Raw genomic sequence first — 17355 nt, forward strand, 5'->3', positions numbered from 1 at the left:
AATCACTCGAATCCCTCGGCTTGCTACGATATGACGACTTTCTCGGTGCGCAAATTCCTCGCGGCCGCGGTGGTAGCGGCGTGTTTGCCGCTCGTGCCGCACACGGCATCGGCCGCTCCCGCAGCCAATCTGCCCGACTTCACTGACCTCGTCGACAAGGTCGGCCCGGCAGTCGTCAATATTCGCACGACCACGCGCGTGTCGAGCAGCGGTGCCCGTGGCGGGTTGCCGCCAGGCATGGACGACGGAGACATGTCGGAGTTTTTCCGGCGCTTCTTCGGCATCCCGTTGCCGCAGTCGCCGCAATCGCCTGGTTCGCCACGCGGTGGCGATAACGGTGGCAGCGGCAGTGGCGGCAATCAGGACTCGCCGGATAACAGCGATCCCGAACAGAACAGTGGCGTCGGCTCAGGCTTCATTCTGTCGGCGGACGGCTACGTGATGACCAACGCACACGTCGTGGACGACGCGGACACCATTTACGTCACCCTCACCGACAAACGCGAGTTCAAGGCCAAGCTGATCGGCGTGGACGATCGGACCGATGTTGCCGTCGTGAAGATCAGTGCGGCCAACTTGCCGACCATCACGATTGGTGACTCGAACAAGGTGCGGGTGGGCGAGTGGGTGGTCGCGATCGGTTCGCCGTTCGGTCTCGAGAACACGGTGACGGCCGGTATCGTTAGCGCCAAGGGGCGCGATACGGGCGATTATCTGCCGTTCATCCAGACCGACGTGGCCGTCAATCCAGGTAATTCGGGCGGTCCGCTGATCAATATGCAGGGCGAAGTGATCGGTATCAATTCGCAGATTTACAGCCGTACCGGCGGCTTCATGGGCATCTCGTTCGCGATTCCGATCGACGAGGCCATGCGCGTGGCCGATCAGTTGAAGGCATCGGGCAAGGTCGTGCGCGGCCGGATCGCGGTGGCGATCGGTGAAGTGACGAAAGATGTTGCCGATTCGCTCGGTCTGCCGAAGGCGCAGGGCGCGCTGGTTAGCAGCGTCGAACCGGGTGGCCCGGCAGACAAAGCCGGCGTGCAGCCGGGTGACATCATCCTGAAGTTCAATGGCCATTCGGTCGACACGGCAACGGACTTGCCGCGTATGGTTGGCGATACGAAGCCGGGCACCAAGTCGACCATCACGATCTGGCGCAAGGGTCAGACGCGCGATCTGCCGGTCACGATTACCGAGATGCAGCCGGACAAGACCACCAAGGCGGATGATAAAAAGCCGCCGGTGCCGAAGCAGCGCGCCACGAACGTGTTGGGTCTTGCCGTTAGCGATATCCCTGCCGACCAGATGAAGGCGCTGAAGCTGCACAACGGTGTGCAGATCGACGCGGTAGACGGACCGGCCGTGCGCGTTGGATTGCAAAAGGGCGACATCGTCCTGCGTGTGGGTGATACGGATATCACGAGCGCGAAGCAGTTCGACGAGCTGACCGCGCACCTCGACTCGCAGAAGATGGTTGCGTTGCTGGTCCGTCGCGGCGAGAACACGCAGTTCGTGCCGATTCGCCCGCGCAGCGCGCAGAAATGAAGTCAACGGCGCCGCTCACGCTCTACGGGCGCGCGTGGTGCCACTTATGCGACGACATGCGCGCCGCGCTGGAGCCGTTGCTGGCCGAATTCGCTGCGCAAGTCGTCGTGATCGACGTCGACACGGATCCTTTGCTGGAAGCCCGTTATAACGAGCTGGTTCCGGTTCTGGTCTGTGACGGCGTCGAACTGTGTCACTATCACCTTGACGTGGCGCGGGTTCGTGCCGCGCTTGCTGCACGCGTTGCAGTGACTCATTCGGGATCCAGTTAAGGGTCCGAAACAGGCGCGAACGTGCGCTGTTCACACCCCGTTTCACGTCTCTCATGAGCCGTCTTTTCCGCCCGAGCCTTGCAAGATGCGCCGGGCGATAGCCTTTTCGGCTAAAATAGATAGGTTTTTCACCTACTTACAAGGCGTGCTCCGCTATTGTCCGAGCGCGCCTTTTTCGCTTGATCGGTACTGAATGGATCATATTCGTAACTTTTCGATCATTGCGCACATCGACCATGGCAAGTCGACGCTCGCCGATCGCATCATCCAGATCTGCGGTGGCTTGTCCGACCGCGAGATGGAATCTCAAGTGCTCGACTCGATGGATCTCGAGCGCGAGCGCGGTATCACCATCAAGGCACAAACCGCCGCACTGACGTATAAGGCCCGTGACGGGCAGATCTACAACCTGAACATGATCGACACGCCGGGCCACGTCGACTTCTCGTACGAAGTCAGTCGCTCGCTGTCCGCATGTGAAGGCGCGTTGCTGGTCGTCGACGCAAGCCAGGGCGTGGAAGCGCAAACCGTCGCCAATTGCTACACGGCGATCGAGCTTGGCGTCGACGTCATTCCGGTGCTCAACAAGATTGACCTGCCGGCCGCGAATCCCGAGAACGCGATCGAAGAAATCGAAGACGTGATCGGTATCGACGCGACCGACGCGACACGTTGCAGCGCGAAGACCGGCCTCGGCGTGGAAGATGTGCTCGAAGCGCTGGTCGCTAAAGTGCCGCCGCCCAAGGGCGATCCGGAAGCACCGCTGCAGGCGCTGATCATCGACTCGTGGTTCGACAACTACGTTGGCGTCGTGATGCTGGTGCGTATCGTCAACGGCACGCTGCGTCCGAAAGACAAGATCCGCATGATGGCGACCGGCGCGCAGTATCCGGTCGAGCATATCGGCGTGTTCACGCCGAAGTCGAAGAACCTCGAATCGCTGTCCGCGGGGCAGGTGGGCTTCATCATCGCCGGCATCAAGGAACTGGCTGCCGCGAAAGTGGGCGACACCGTCACGCTGGTGAATCGTCCTGCTGCCGAACCGCTGCCGGGCTTCAAGGAAGTGAAGCCGCAGGTGTTCGCCGGTCTCTATCCGGTCGAAGCGAACCAGTACGACGCGCTGCGCGACTCGCTGGAAAAGCTGAAGCTGAACGACGCCTCGCTGATGTACGAGCCGGAAGTGTCGCAGGCGCTCGGCTTCGGTTTCCGCTGCGGCTTCCTTGGCCTGCTGCACATGGAGATCGTGCAGGAACGTCTGGAGCGCGAGTTCGACATGGACCTGATCACCACGGCGCCGACCGTGGTGTACGAAGTTCTGCAGCGCGACGGCACGATCCTCATGGTCGAAAACCCGGCCAAGATGCCGGAGCCCTCGAAGATCGAAGAGGTGCGCGAGCCGATCGTCACCGTCAACCTGTACATGCCGCAAGACTATGTCGGCGCGGTGATCACGCTGTGCACGCAAAAGCGCGGCAACCAGATCAACATGCAGTACCACGGCCGTCAGGTGCAGTTGACCTACGAAATCCCGATGGGTGAAGTCGTGCTCGATTTCTTCGATCGTCTGAAGTCGATCTCGCGCGGCTACGCGTCGATGGATTACGAGTTCAAGGAATATCGCGCGGCAGACGTTGTGAAGGTCGACATGCTGATCAACGGCGACAAGGTGGATGCCTTGTCCGTGATCGTGCACCGTTCGCAGAGCCAGTATCGCGGCCGTGAAGTCGCGGCGAAAATGCGCGAACTGATTCCGCGCCAGATGTACGACGTGGCGATTCAGGCCACCATCGGTTCGAACATTATTGCGCGCGAGAACATTAAAGCCTTGCGTAAGAACGTGCTGGCAAAATGCTACGGCGGTGACATTTCCCGTAAGAAGAAACTGCTTGAGAAACAAAAGGCAGGCAAGAAGCGAATGAAGCAGGTCGGGTCCGTCGAGATTCCGCAAGAGGCTTTCCTCGCGATTCTGCGTGTCGAAGACAAATAAGACGAACAACGGAACCCTATGAATTTTGCGCTGATTCTTTTTGTGCTCGTCATTTTGACGGGCGTCGCATGGGTCGCAGACAAACTGGTTTTCATGCCGCAACGGCGGCGCGCGGCGGAAGCCGTGGTCGCTGAGTTCGACCGCCAGCAGGCGCGCGTCGGCGAGCGTTTCGCCGACGAAAACGCGGCGCAAACGCGTGCCCGTCTGCGTGACGACAAGCTGCGTCAACCGTGGTGGCTCGAGTATTCGGCGAGCTTTTTCCCGGTGATTCTGGTGGTGTTCGTTGTGCGCTCGTTCGTGGTCGAGCCGTTCAAGATTCCGTCGGGTTCGATGGTGCCGACGTTGCTGGTGGGCGACTTCATCCTCGTCAATAAATTCGACTACGGCATCCGTCTGCCGATCACCAACACGAAGATCACCGAAGGCCGTCCGCTCGAACGCGGCGACGTGGTGGTGTTCCGCTACCCGAAAGACGAATCGGTCGACTACATCAAGCGCGTGATCGGCCTGCCGGGTGACACCGTTGCTTATCAGGACAAGCAACTGACGATCAACGGCAAGCCCGTGCCGGAAACGCCGCTGCCTGACTACCTTGACGAAGAGCGTCTCGGCTACGCAAAGCAATTCGAAGAAAATCTCGGTGGCCGCAAGAACGCGATTCTGAACAATCCGGCCGTGCCTCCGTTCATCGTCGGCGCGGAAGATTATCCGTATCGCGATAACTGCACGTACAACGCACGCGGCGTGATCTGCAAAGTGCCGCCTGGCAATTACTTCATGATGGGCGACAACCGCGATAACAGCGCGGACAGCCGTTATTGGGGTTTCGCGCCGGATAAGAATATCGTCGGCCGCGCGTTTTTCATCTGGATGAACTTCAGCGATCTGAAACGCATCGGCTCATTCCACTGAGCACGCATGCCTTGATCGCACAACACGCCGCGCAGGTGGCCCACACTTAGGCCACATCAGTCGCGGCGTGTTATCACGCTACTTTAAGAATCCGCAGTAACGTCGCTTCACCACGCTTTTTCCGCTGGCCGTCCCGCGTTTTCGCCGGGGCAGGCGCCCGCGTTATACTCTGCCCATGCCCCTATCTCCGTTGGAAAGCCGTCTGCGCTACGAATTTCGCAATGCGGAATTGTTGCGCCAGGCTTTAACGCACCGCAGTCATAGCTCCACGCACAACGAACGGCTCGAGTTTCTCGGCGACTCCGTTCTGAATTGCGCGGTGGCTGCGCTTTTGTTCCAACGTTTCGGCAAATTGGACGAAGGCGACCTGTCGCGCGTCCGTGCCAATCTGGTCAAACAGCAGTCGCTTTACGAAATCGCTCAGGCCCTCAATATCTCGGAAGGCCTGCGTCTCGGTGAGGGCGAACTGCGCAGCGGTGGCTTCCGCCGTCCGTCGATCCTGGCCGACACGCTCGAAGCCGTGCTGGGCGCGGTGTTCCTAGACGGCGGGTTCGATGCCGCCCAGACGGTCATCAAGCGCCTTTACGTGCCGATTCTCGATCACATCGACCCACGCACGCTCGGCAAGGACGCCAAGACGCTGCTGCAGGAATACCTGCAGGGCCACAAGATCGCGTTGCCTACCTACACGGTCGTCGCGACGCATGGTGCGGCGCACAATCAGCAATTTGAAGTCGAATGCACGGTGCCGAAGCTGGACGTCAAGGTGTCCGGCTCCGGCGCGAGTCGTCGTGCGGCCGAGCAGGCCGCGGCCAAGAAGGCGCTTGACGAAGTCATGGCCGCCGCGCCTGCCGTGGTCGCCAAGCCAAAGCGTTCAAAGGGCGCCCGTGCGGCGAAGAATGCCGAGCAGGAGATCGTGCCCGGCGTGACCGGTGTACAGGCCGCGCTCGACTTGCGCAGTCCGGATCGCAAGAGCGAACGCGGGGCTGGGCGGGGTGAAACACGCACCCCGCCAGCGACGGAGTCGGCAGCCGAACGGCCGACCCTGACGGCGACGTCCGCGCCGCTGGCTGTGATTCGCGCCGCGCACGTGGAGTACAGCGGACAGGACAAGTCGGAGCGCGCTGAGAGATCCGACAGGTCTGCTGACAAAGTAGCGACGGATAAGCCGGCCGACAAGCTGGACGCCAAATCTGCTGAGATCAAATCGGAAGCCGCGAAGCCCGCGGACCCAAAACCGGTAGACGTGAAGGCTGCTGAAGCAAAGCCCGCTGAAGCAAAGCCCGCCGAAGCCAAGCCAGAAGCCGCCGTCCGCAGCGCCGACAAACATCGCAGCCGTGAAGCCACACCCGGCGCAGCCGTGCCCGCGCCTGGCGTGCCGGCACCTATCGAACACGAACCCGGCGTAGCCGACGCGGTGCAAACCCGCGTCGCCGATGCGGGCCATTGATTGCCATCGGCGCGCCATTCCTCGCGCGTCGATCTGAACCTGCCGTAGCCCGAATATGAACGCTCCCACTCCCACTGGTTTTCGCTGCGGCATGGTCGCGATCGTCGGCCGCCCGAACGTCGGCAAGTCCACGCTGATGAATGCGCTGGTCGGCCAGAAAGTCAGTATCACGTCGCGCAAGGCGCAGACCACGCGCCACCGCATCACCGGCATTCATACGTTTGAAGACGCACAGTACATCTTCGTCGACACGCCGGGTTTCCAGACCAAACACAGCGGCGCGCTGAACCGTTCGCTCAACCGCGCGGTCACATCCACGCTGAGTTCGGTGGACGCGATTCTGTTCGTGATCGAAGCCGGCCGCTTCGGCCCGGATGACCAGAAGGTGCTCGACCTGATTCCGCCGTCGGTACCCACGCTGCTGATCGCGAACAAGCTCGATCGCGTGTCGGATAAGGACTCGCTGTATCCGTTCATGCAGCAGGTGAGTGCGCTGCGTCAGTTCAACGAGATCGTGCCGCTGTCGGCGAAAAATCCGGACGACATCAAGCGTTTGCTGGCGACGATCAAGCCGTTCCTGCCGGAAGGCGCACCGATCTACGGCGAAGACGATCTGACCGATCGTAGCGAGCGCTTTCTTGCCGCCGAAATCCTGCGCGAAAAAGTGTTCCGCTGGACCGGCGACGAACTGCCGTACACGAGCACCGTGCTGATCGACAAGTTCGAAACCGAAGGGCGTCTGCGCCGCATTTTCGCGACCATCCTGGTGGAGCGCGATACGCAAAAAGCAATGATCATCGGCCAGAAGGGCGCCAAGCTGAAGCAGATCAGCACCGAAGCGCGCCTTGATATGGAAAAGCTGTTCGACGGGCCCGTGTATCTGGAAACCTTCATCAAGGTGAAGAGCGGCTGGGCTGACAACGAAGCCGGACTCCGTGCGTATGGGTACGAATGACGCGTGGATGACGCTGAATTCCGACGCTGACCCGGACGACTCGGCGCCGGCAGCGCCGGCACGCGAGCCGTCCAAACCGGCTCGCAGTACCAAGAAATCCTCATCGAGTGCCAAAGGCGCTCAGAGTGCTCAAAGCGGTGCTCAAGGCACCGAAAGCGAGCCGCGCAAAGCGCCGGCGCGCCGCGCGCCTCGCACCTCCGCATCCGATTACCGGATCGCTGAGCAACCCGCTTTTGTCCTGCACAGCTATCCGTATCGTGAGACCAGTCTGATCATCGACGTACTGTCGCGCGATCACGGCCGTCTTGCGCTCGTCGCAAAGGGCGCGAAACGTCCGCACTCCGCTTTGCGCGGCGTGCTGCAGACGTTCCAGCCGCTCGCCTTGTCGTGGTCCGGCAAATCCGAAGTGCGCACGCTGACCGGCGCCGAATGGGTCGGCGGCATGTTGCCTTTGGCGGGCGACGCGCTGCTCTGCGGTTTCTATGTCAACGAACTGCTGGTCAAATTCTGCGCACGCGAAGACCCGCATCCGCAACTGTTTCATCACTACGTCGTCACGATGACGCGCCTCGCGCATGACGAACCGCCCGTGCAGGTGCTGCGTTCGTTCGAACGCGTGCTGCTGCGCGAAACCGGTTATGCGATGGCGCTCGATCGCACCGTCGCGCGCAAAGCGGTGCAGGCCGAAGGCCGCTACGTGTTCGACCCGGAGCGCGGCGTGCGCGAAGCGTCCGACGATCTGCCGGCGCAATGGCCGGTGATCGCCGGACAGACCTTGCTCGATATGGAAAAGGACGATTACCATCGAGCGCAGACGGTGGCGCAAAGCAAAACGCTGATGCGCTTTCTGCTCAACACCTACCTTGGCGGCACGCCGCTCGCGACGCGCCAGATACTGATCGACTTGCAGAACTTATGAGCTTCTTTCTTACGTCGCCGAATGTGATTGACCTGGGCGTGAACATCGATCACGTCGCCACGCTGCGCAACGCGCGCGGCACGTCTTACCCCGATCCGATCCGCGCCGCGTTGATGGCCGAAGAGGCGGGCGCCGATGTGATCACGCTGCATCTGCGTGAAGACCGCCGCCATATCGTCGACGCCGACGTGCGCAAGCTGCGGCCGGTCTTGAAAACGCGCATGAATCTGGAATGCGCGGTTACGCAGGAGATGCTCGACATCGCCTGTGAAGTGCAACCGCACGATGTTTGCCTCGTGCCGGAAAAGCGTCAGGAACTGACGACTGAAGGCGGGCTCGACGTCGCCGGCCAGTTCGAAGCCGTGCGCGCCGCATGCAAGCAACTTGCCGAAGCGAACTCGCGCGTGTCGCTCTTCATCGATCCGGACGAAACGCAAATCCGCGCCGCGCACGAAGCGGGCGCACCGGTGATCGAGCTGCACACGGGCCGCTATGCCGAAGCGCACGATCCCGCCGAACAGCAGCGCGAATATGAGCGCGTGGTGCGTGCCGTCGAATTCGGCGCGACGCTCGGCATCAAGGTCAATGCGGGTCACGGCCTGCACTACACCAACGTTCAGCAGATCGCCGCGATCGAAGGCATCGTCGAACTCAATATCGGCCACGCGATCGTCGCGCATGCGATCTTCGCCGGCTGGGACAACGCCGTGCGCGAGATGAAGGCGATCATGGTCGCCGCCCGTCTCGGCGCAAGCGCGTAACGCCGCGGCGCCGAACATGACGATCTACGGCATTGGTACGGATATCGTTCAGGTCAGCCGCGTGGCCGCGGTAATGACACGCACCAAGGGCCGCTTCGCCGAGAAGGTGCTCGGCCCGGACGAGCTGCGCGTGTATCACGCGCGTCACGCACGGTCCGCGGCGCGTGGGCTCGCATTTCTTGCCACGCGGTTTTCGGCCAAAGAAGCCTTTTCGAAAGCGATCGGTCTCGGCATGCGCTGGCCGATGACCTGGCGCGCGCTGCAAACGCTTAATAAACCGAGCGGCGAACCGATGGTGGTTGCGTCGGGCGAACTGGCCGAATGGCTCGACGCGCGCGGCATCACGGCGCGCGTGACGATCAGCGACGAACGCGATTACGCGGTGTCGTTTGTGATTGCGGAAACCGGGGAAGTGGCGCGAGGGCCGGACTCCCCCCACGCACCCGCCAGCGACGAATAAAAATATTCTGAACGCGGCGCACGTCGGCCGTGTCTCTCTTTGCCTCAAGCTTTTTTCTAGCGGAATTCGATGAAACTCACTCCCGGACCGGTAATGCTCGACGTGGTCGGCACAACGCTGAACCACGACGACAAACGCCGCCTTGCCCATCCGATGACCGGCGGCGTGATCCTGTTCACCCGGCACTACGAGAGCCGCGCGCAACTGATCGCGCTGACCGATTCGATCCGCGCGCTTCGCGACGATCTGCTGATTGCCGTCGACCACGAAGGCGGCCGCGTGCAGCGCTTTCGCACCGACGGCTTCACGGTGCTGCCGGCGATGGGCAAGCTCGGCACGCTGTGGGACAGCGACGTGCTGCACGCCACGAAGGTGACGACTGCGGTCGGCTACATCCTCGCGTCTGAGTTGCGCGCGTGCGGCATCGATATGAGTTTTACGCCGGTACTCGATCTGAACTACGGTCAGTCGCAGGTGATCGGCGATCGCTCGTTCCATCGCGATCCGCGCGTCGTGACCTTGCTGGCGAAGAGCCTCAGTCACGGCCTTGCGTTGGCCGGCATGAGCAATTGCGGCAAACATTTTCCTGGACATGGCTTCGCGCACGCGGACTCCCACGTCGCGATGCCGGTCGACGACCGCTCGCTCGACGAGATCCTGCGCGAGGACGCGGCGCCGTACGACTGGCTCGATGTGTCACTCGGGGCCGTGCTGCCCGCCCATGTGGTCTATCCGCAGGTTGACTCGAAGCCGGCGGGTTTTTCGCGCGTCTGGCTGCAGGACATCCTGCGCAAAAAATTGCGTTTTGAAGGCGCGGTCTTCAGCGACGATCTTTCGATGGAAGCCGCGCGCCAGGGCGGCACGCTGACGGAAGGCGCGGCCGCCGCGCTGCAGGCCGGCTGCGACATGGTGCTGATCTGCAATCAGCCGGACGAAGCGGAGAAGGTGCTGGACGCGCTGCACTTCACACCGTCGAAGGAGTCGCAGCAGCGGCTCAAGCGCATGCGGCCGCGCGGCAAGGCGCTCAAGTGGAGCAAGCTGGTCGCCGAGCCACAGTATCTGCAAGCGCAAACTTTATTGCGCAGTGCATTTGCGTGAGAGTCAGTTCAAGCGCATCCGTTGCAGCTTGTTGTATAGCGTCTTCGGACTGATCCCCAGCAGCGATGCGGCGCGATGGCGCGTGCCGCCGACCGCATCGAGCGTTGCGCGAATCAGCATTTCCTCGACGTCCGCGAGGGGGGTGCCGACGGTGACCTGCACGCGGCTACCGTTCAGATCGCGCCCGTTTACCGAACCCGCTTCATCGGCGCGCAACGTTTCCAGGACGTCGCCCGATGCGTGATACGCGCGGCGCACGCGATCCTGCAACTCACGCACATTACCTGGCCACTCGTACGAGAGGCACTCGCGCAGGAAGTTCGGTCCGACCTGCTTGGCCGTTTCCGAGGTGCCGCGCGCGATCGCTTCGTGATTTAACTCGTCGACGACAGCTTGCGCGATCAGCGTTGGATCGTCACCGCGCTCGCGCAACGGCGGCAGTGATATCGCGGCCGCTTCGAGACGCAGCGCGAGATCTTCGTGCAGGCTGCCGTCTGCGACCGCCGCGCGCGGGTTTTTGCGCGTCGAGGCGATCAGCCGGAAGTCGGTCGCCACCTGATTCGTGCCACCGACACGCATGAAGGTCTGCGAATCGAGTGCGCGCAGCAGCGCTTCCTGCTGGGCGCGCGGCAGTTCGGCGATTTCGTCGATGAACAGCGTGCCGCCACTGGCCTGCTCGAACAGGCCCGGCTCGCGCTGCTCGGCACCGCTGAACGCACCGCGCTCGTGGCCGAACAGCAGGCTCTCGAGCGAGCGGTGCGCCGCGACGCTGCCCGCCGTCCGGCAGTCGAATGTGATGAACGGTCCTTTGCGGCGCCGGCTCATGTCGTGCAGCGTGCGTGCGGCAATCTGCTTGCCCGTGCCGGCTTCACCGGAAATCAGCACGGCGGCTTCGGTCGGCGCGATATGTTCGATTGTGTCGTAGACATGCTGGATTGCACCGCTGCGACCGAGTAACGAGCCGAAACGACCGAGCCGGCGTAACGACGCGCGCAACGTCTGGACTTCTTCGGTCAGCTCGTACGGACGCGGAATCCGGGCGAGCAGACTGCGCAGACGCGGGATATTGACCGGTTTGAGCAGATAGTCCCAGATGCCGTGCCGCAGACCCTCGATCGCGCTCTCGACCGTCGCGTTGCCGGTCATCACGATCACGGGCAGGGCGCCGCCGGGTGGATGCGCGGGCAGGTGCTGCAACACGTCGAGCCCGCTGCCGTCCGGCAGATTCAGGTCGACCAGCACGACATCGGGGATGAAGCGCGTCAGTGCCGCCCGGGCCTCGGCGATGGTGGTCGCGGTGTCGACGGAGAAGCCGTCGGCGGCGAGGATGGCGGACAGGCCTGACAGGCTATTGGGATCGTCTTCAACAATCAGGGCGTGTGGCATGGCGAGCGCTATTTTTTAGATGGACGGAATACCCGATACGCCGCGCCGGTACTCTGGCGCGCGACACGGGCGCGATGGCTGGCCGGTACTGCCGGTCGAATGCCGTACCTCAAGCTCCGCCTGCTGGCGGGTCTTGGCGTAGCGTTGCTGGATCAGCCCGGTCAGTTTGTCGACGCGGCCTTCTGCCTTGGTCAGTTCGTCGTCCGTCAATTCACCCCATGCTGTTTTGGCCTTACCGACCATTTGCTTCCACTTGCCTTCAGCGATGTCGTGATTCATGTCGCATCTCCGGAGTTGAGGAAATCAAGCCTAACCAGCCTGTATCGGAGAGAAGCATGGACTGTGCCACGGCCAATTACTTAAGCTTATCAATGGTTTGTTTGACGCAAGGCAGGAAGAGAAGAGCAACCGACAGGCATTTTTGAGAAAGGGCCGGTAAAGATTTCCACAACCATACACGGCGGCGCAAAAAAGAAAAAGCGCCCAAAGCGGGCGCTTTTTTTGCCAATTATTTTTCGCCGCGCCGGACTTGCTCCAGCGCAGGCTGCAGGCGCTTAGGCGCGGCTGCGGTACTCGTGCGTACGCGTGTCGATTTCGATCTTGTCGCCGATGTTGCAGAAGAGCGGCACTTGCAGTTCAAAACCGGTGGTCAGCTTGGCGTTTTTCAGCACCTTGCCCGACGACGTATCGCCCTTGACTGCCGGTTCCGTGTAGATGATTTCACGGACCAGCGTGGTCGGCAGTTCGACCGAAATGGCTTTCTCGTTGTAGAACACGACTTCGCAAGCCATGCCGTCTTCGAGGTAATGGAGGGCGTCGCCCATCATTTCGCCTTCGACTTCGAACTGGTTGTAGTCGGCGTCCATGAACACGTACATCGGGTCAGCGAAGTACGAGTACGTGACTTCCTTGCGCTCCAGCACGACGACGTCGAACTTGTCGTCTGCCTTGTACACGCTTTCCATGCCTGCGCCGGTCAGCAGATTCTTGAACTTCATCTTCACGACGGCGGAGTTACGGCCCGACTTGTTGTATTCGGCCTTCTGCACGACCATCGCGTCGCTGCCGATCATTACGACGTTGCCGGTGCGGAGTTCCTGTGCGGTCTTCATAAAACTGTCCTGTACGAAATTAGTAGCTTCAACTTTTGCTCAACGGCATACGGCGCAAGCGGATTGGCCTGCCGGGTTTGCCTTGCGAATTGGTCTGGCCCGTGGGTCTAGCCCCTGAGTCTGCCCTCTGAGTCTGGCCCCGTTATCCGGGCGAATTTGCCAGACGAATTTGCAAGACGAGTCTGCCAGATGAATTGGTCAAACGAGTTTGCCAAACCTCGCCACGGTCGGGCCGCGCTTGCGTCGTCGGCCGTTGGATAACCGCTTATTTTAACTGACTTTTTGCGAACAAGGCCAGATTTCCGGCGAGGTCGCCTACCTGGGCCAGTTCGCCGGCCCATTCGGCCGCGCGCTGCTTCAGCGCCGCGCGGTGGCGCCGGAATTCCGCCCAGTCCGGCCGGCCCGCGCCGTTCCATGCGTGCCAGAAGCGCGCGAGGGCGTCCCGCGTGTCGGCGGGCAGGGTGCGGGCGTAGTGGGCGAGCGCGGCGTCGAGCTTTGGCAGATGGGCGTCGTCGGCCTGGGGGTAGATGTGCCAGACGAAGGGTTTGGCGGCCCATTGGGCGCGCACGAACGAATCTTCGCCGCGCACGAAATTGACGTCGCTGGCCCACAGCAGCGTGTCGTAACCCGGTTGCTCGGTGAAAGCGAGCGCGTGAACGCTGAGGCCGCCGCGCTCGGCATATGAGCCGGCAGCGAACGCAGGCAGCCCGAAAAAGCGCGCGACCGCGCCCGAAATACGGCCTTCCGGTACCAGCAGCACGACCGGTTCAACGCTGTCGCGCCATTGTTCGAGCAGGCTGTCGACGGCGGGGTTTTCGTAGGCGAACAGCGAGACGACCGTGGCCGTGGCCGGTGGCGGCGCACGGCCGGTGGTCTTTAGCCACCACGCTGCGCGCTCCGGTTGCGAGGCCTCGAAGGCCGCGCGTGCGGCGTCTAGAGGCCGTTCCTTCAGTACGCCGCCGGTGCCGGGACCGAGTCCCGGGAAAAAGAAGGTCTTGGTCAGCGGGTAGCGCGGATGCGGCGACGGCCGCAGATGGAAATCCGCGACCCAGTCCTCGGCGCTCAGATATTCGAGGTTGAACCAGACCGGCGCGCGCTCGCGCCGCGCCATTGCAGCGACGTAGATCGGCGGCAACTCGCAGGCGAATGCTTCGATCACGACGTCAGCCACTTCGAGCGTATCGCCCGCGTGGGCCGGCTCGTGCCAGTGCTCGACGATGATGCTACCGACTGCCTGGCGCGCGCGATCCAGCGCCAGCGACGGGCACAGTTTCTGGAACGCATGCAGATCGTCGACGAACACACGCACCTGCCAGCCGTGCTCGCTTGCCAACTGGCGCGCGAGACGCCAGCACACGCCGATGTCGCCGAAATTGTCGATCACCGCGCAGAAGATGTCGCAGGCAATCCCTGTGGGCGCGGCCGCGGATTGTTCGGAAACGGGCCTAACGGAGGAAGCGGAGGACATGGTGGCGTGGTCGCAGAGTGGAACAGGTGGCGTGGTCGGGTTCTGCAGGGTCTTGCTGGCGGGTGCCGCAATCGGCTTCGGTCGCCGCCTTCTACCGGTGCATCACGCCATTCGATGCAGCAGGGTTCGAACGCACGCGGAATGCTCTAAACTGGCGATTCTAGTGCGACACGCACGCTCGTGTCCGGGTAGCCCCAACGTAAGGGGCATCGACTAGCGACAAAGGAGGCGTCTGTATGAGCCTAACCGGTCGCGAAGATATCACGTGGAGCATCGGGAAGGGGCGTGAGTCCCTCGACGCAACTGCTCAGAAGCGGGGTATCTCTTTTAGCGAAGCGAGAGCCGGTAGAGGTTTGCCGGGTCTCGTTCATACGAGTCTCGGTAGAGCACATTCTCCGAGAGCTCGCATTGCATTGACCTGATTACCGTCAGGTTCCGCCCCGTCAGCGGCTTCACCTCCGCCGACAGGGTGGAGTGATGTATGTAATTCCTGCGCCGTCAGCGGCAATGGATTCGCGAACCGATACGAGCGAAAGCTCGGTGTGTCATTGTTTGGCCTCGTCAGTTGTACGGCGAGGATAGTGAACCTGCTGTACGACCAGCAGTAGCCTAAGAAGACATGCGTCACTGGCAACGGTGGGGTGTGAAGCTCTTCTGACAATGTAGCCTCCGGATGTTTCGGGCAGGCCCTTCCCGCGAGGGATTGGTCTGGACACTCCTAGCAGCAAAGGGGTCGAGGAGCTAGGCTGGCTGATAGGGTTAACGTATGTGAACTGCTGATAAACCTCGTTACCAGTGAGGAGCCAAAGCTGCTTGAACATCGGGCTCTAACCAAAAGGTACGTGGCTGGTTAGTCCACTTAGAATTTGGGCTACGTCGTTGTCAAGCCACCGGGGGATAGGCAGAACCTACGTCAGTCGTGTGACATGCCGGGAACGTGGTAAGCCTGTATGGTTGCCAGCTGTCTTTTGGCTGGCAGGCGAACCGTAAGGGACGCTGTTGATTGTGCAGGTATGGGAGGACGGAAAAAGCGAATGTCGGGCTGTAATGGCCCGGATAGGGGTTGAGACATTACTCCACGCGAAAGCGGGCAGACTTCCGTCTGGTCTACCGTCGCAAGGCGGCTGACTACCCTCTGTAACTTGGTTAGGTGCGAGCGCATGCGCTCGTACTGAGGTGTTTGTCCGAGATAGGGGCGCACGCGCCCCTATTGAGGTGTCTGTTGTTCCCCAGAGGGGTGTGTCTGCCCCTCTGGGGGAGATGCGCCTTCTGCCTGGGGACTTCTTCCAAGTAGGAGAGCAGCATGAAAGTATCTGGTCGAAAGACCGGGTCTGCGCTTTCCCACGCGCCGGACAACTGGAACGCCGTAGATTGGCGTCGGGTTGAACGGAACGTGCGAGGGATGCAGATTCGAATTGCGAAGGCGACGCGGGAAAGTGACTGGCGCAGGGTGAAAGCCCTGCAACGGATGCTGACTCGCACGTTATCCGCGAAGCTGTATGCGGTACGACGTGTTACGCAGAACCAGGGGGCGCGAACGGCTGGAGTCGATCGCGAACTGTGGGATTCGCCTGAAAGCCGGTGGGAAGCTATCGGCAGGTTGAAGCGGCGCGGATACAAGCCTCTGCCATTACGGAGAGTTTTTATCCCCAAAGCCAATGGAAAGGAGCGCCCTCTGGGCATCCCGACCATGCGGGACAGGGCGATGCAGGCTCTGTATCTGCTGGCTCTGGAGCCAGTGTCGGAATCGACGAGCGACCCGAATTCATATGGGTTCAGGATCAACCGCTCGACAGCTGATGCTATGGGTCAGGTACGCGCTTGCACGTCCCGGAAGGATTCGTCCCGATGGGTACTGGAAGCGGATATCAAAGGCTGCTTTGACCACATCAACCACGACTGGCTGGAAAGCCATGTCCCCATGGACAGGGAGATCCTCCGGAAGTGGTTGAAGGCTGGCCTGATTTACAAGGGTCAGCTACAGGCGACTGAGGCCGGTACGCCGCAGGGAGGGATCATCTCCCCGACGCTGGCGAATGTGACGCTGAACGGGCTGGAGCGTGAACTGGTTGCGCACCTCGGTGCGAAATTCGGGATCGTCAAAGCTAAGAAGTTGAAGGTCAATGTGGTGCGATACGCGGATGACTTCGTGATTACCGGTGACTCGAAAGAGATACTGGAAAGCGTGGTCAGGCCTTGGGTGGAAGCGTTCCTTGCGGTTCGGGGCCTGCAACTGTCTGAGGCGAAAACGCGCATCACCCACATTGATGAAGGCTTCGATTTCCTTGGGTGGAATTTCCGGAAGTACTCGGGAAAATTGCTCATCAAGCCGAGCAAGAAAAACGCGCAAGCGTTTTATCGCAAGGTGGCGGAAACGATCAGCGGCAACAAAACGGTAAAGCAGGGGGATCTAATCCAACTGCTGAACCCGATGTTGCGCGGATGGGCGCAGTACCACCGTCCGGTCTCGGCCAAGCAGACGTACAGCCGCATGGAGCATCTGATTTTTCGGAAGCTCTGGCGGTGGTCGAAGCGGAGGCACCCGCAAAAGAGCGCTGTGTGGGTGAAACAGAAGTACTTTCACTCTATCGGTGCCCGGCACTGGGTGTTTGCGGTTCGTACGGTACGCGAAGACGGCAGTTGGGGGCTGAATGAGCTATACCAGCTTAGTGGTATGGCTATCAAACGGCACACGAGGATCAAGGGCGAGTTCAATCCTTTTGATCCGACATGGGAGCAATATGGCGAAACCCTGCGGCAGGGGCGCATGTGGGAACAAATGCGCTACCGAAAGCAGTGGGCGACGCTGTATATGTCACAAGGCGGGCTATGCGCGCATTGTGGCTGTGCCTTAACGGACGAATCGGGCTGGCACGACCATCATCTGGAATATCGGATGCATGGCGGTACCGACGCTTTATCCAACCGGGTGCTGCTCCACCCGCACTGCCATCAGCAAGTGCACGCTGGTAAGCTGGTTGTAACTAAGCCGGTTCTGTCGTAGACAGAACTTTGTTTGTAGATTTGAGC

The 17355-nt window shown here is 61.3% G+C and carries 14 protein-coding genes and 1 pseudogene; 11 read left to right on the forward strand and 4 right to left on the reverse strand.

Going from position 1 to position 17355, the window contains the following annotated elements:
• The first annotated feature begins 30 nt into the window (after positions 1–30).
• From M0D64_RS14750 to nagZ, 10 genes are all read left to right on the forward strand, one after another.
• Positions 31–1545 (forward strand): DegQ family serine endoprotease, encoded by a 1515-nt coding sequence (locus M0D64_RS14750; protein WP_266258231.1) that lies wholly within the window; start codon positions 31–33, stop codon positions 1543–1545.
• Positions 1542–1817, forward strand: a complete 276-nt coding sequence (locus tag M0D64_RS14755; RefSeq protein WP_266258232.1) for a glutaredoxin family protein — start codon at positions 1542–1544, stop codon at positions 1815–1817. The genes M0D64_RS14750 and M0D64_RS14755 overlap by 4 nt, the downstream gene beginning before the upstream one ends.
• Positions 1818–2010: 193 nt before the next feature.
• Complete coding sequence (gene lepA / locus M0D64_RS14760) at positions 2011–3804, forward strand: translation elongation factor 4 (protein ID WP_154560652.1); 1794 nt, start codon at positions 2011–2013, stop codon at positions 3802–3804.
• An 18-nt stretch (positions 3805–3822) separates the two neighbouring features.
• The gene (gene lepB / locus M0D64_RS14765) at positions 3823–4716 is read left to right on the forward strand and encodes a signal peptidase I (protein WP_266258233.1); all 894 of its coding nucleotides are present in this window, start codon (positions 3823–3825) and stop codon (positions 4714–4716) included.
• 175 nt (positions 4717–4891) lie between these two features.
• Positions 4892–6166 carry a ribonuclease III gene (rnc, locus tag M0D64_RS14770; RefSeq protein ID WP_266258234.1) on the forward strand — a complete coding sequence of 425 codons (1275 nt, stop codon included), beginning with the start codon at positions 4892–4894 and terminating at the stop codon, positions 6164–6166.
• 55 nt (positions 6167–6221) lie between these two features.
• Positions 6222–7121 (forward strand): GTPase Era, encoded by a 900-nt coding sequence (era, locus tag M0D64_RS14775; RefSeq protein WP_154560655.1) that lies wholly within the window; start codon positions 6222–6224, stop codon positions 7119–7121.
• Positions 7108–8040 (forward strand): DNA repair protein RecO, encoded by a 933-nt coding sequence (recO, locus tag M0D64_RS14780; protein ID WP_266258235.1) that lies wholly within the window; start codon positions 7108–7110, stop codon positions 8038–8040. Before era ends, recO begins: the two co-directional genes overlap by 14 nt.
• Positions 8037–8801: a pyridoxine 5'-phosphate synthase gene (gene pdxJ / locus M0D64_RS14785; RefSeq protein ID WP_266258236.1), complete on the forward strand. Its 765-nt coding sequence runs from the start codon at positions 8037–8039 to the stop codon at positions 8799–8801. The genes recO and pdxJ overlap by 4 nt, the downstream gene beginning before the upstream one ends.
• A 16-nt stretch (positions 8802–8817) precedes the next feature.
• Positions 8818–9261 carry a holo-ACP synthase gene (gene acpS, locus M0D64_RS14790; RefSeq protein WP_266258237.1) on the forward strand — a complete coding sequence of 148 codons (444 nt, stop codon included), beginning with the start codon at positions 8818–8820 and terminating at the stop codon, positions 9259–9261.
• Between the two features lie 69 nt (positions 9262–9330).
• A complete protein-coding gene (gene nagZ, locus M0D64_RS14795) occupies positions 9331–10359 on the forward strand; it encodes a beta-N-acetylhexosaminidase (RefSeq protein WP_266258239.1) in 1029 nt (342 codons plus the stop codon).
• 3 nt (positions 10360–10362) lie between these two features.
• On the opposite strand, the gene M0D64_RS14800 is transcribed toward nagZ, so the two are convergent.
• The 4 genes and pseudogenes from M0D64_RS14800 to earP form a co-directional block, all read right to left on the reverse strand.
• Positions 10363–11745 (reverse strand): sigma-54 dependent transcriptional regulator, encoded by a 1383-nt coding sequence (locus M0D64_RS14800; RefSeq protein ID WP_266258240.1) that lies wholly within the window; start codon positions 11743–11745, stop codon positions 10363–10365.
• A 102-nt stretch (positions 11746–11847) separates the two neighbouring features.
• Positions 11848–12024 (reverse strand): annotated as a pseudogene (locus tag M0D64_RS14805) (CsbD family protein); the annotation flags it as partial.
• Positions 12025–12299: 275 nt separating this feature from the next.
• On the reverse strand, positions 12300–12857 hold the full coding sequence (gene efp, locus M0D64_RS14810) for an elongation factor P (protein WP_054036233.1): 558 nt from the start codon (positions 12855–12857) through the stop codon (positions 12300–12302).
• A gap of 265 nt (positions 12858–13122) precedes the next feature.
• A complete protein-coding gene (gene earP, locus M0D64_RS14815; protein WP_266258241.1) occupies positions 13123–14325 on the reverse strand; it encodes an elongation factor P maturation arginine rhamnosyltransferase EarP in 1203 nt (400 codons plus the stop codon).
• Positions 14326–15628: 1303 nt separating this feature from the next.
• Here earP and ltrA point away from each other — a divergent pair.
• A complete protein-coding gene (gene ltrA / locus M0D64_RS14820; RefSeq protein WP_266258242.1) occupies positions 15629–17329 on the forward strand; it encodes a group II intron reverse transcriptase/maturase in 1701 nt (566 codons plus the stop codon).
• The last annotated feature ends 26 nt before the right edge of the window (positions 17330–17355 follow it).

This window comes from Paraburkholderia sp. WS6 (assembly GCF_030464835.1).
In the GTDB taxonomy this organism is placed as follows: domain Bacteria; phylum Pseudomonadota; class Gammaproteobacteria; order Burkholderiales; family Burkholderiaceae; genus Paraburkholderia; species Paraburkholderia madseniana.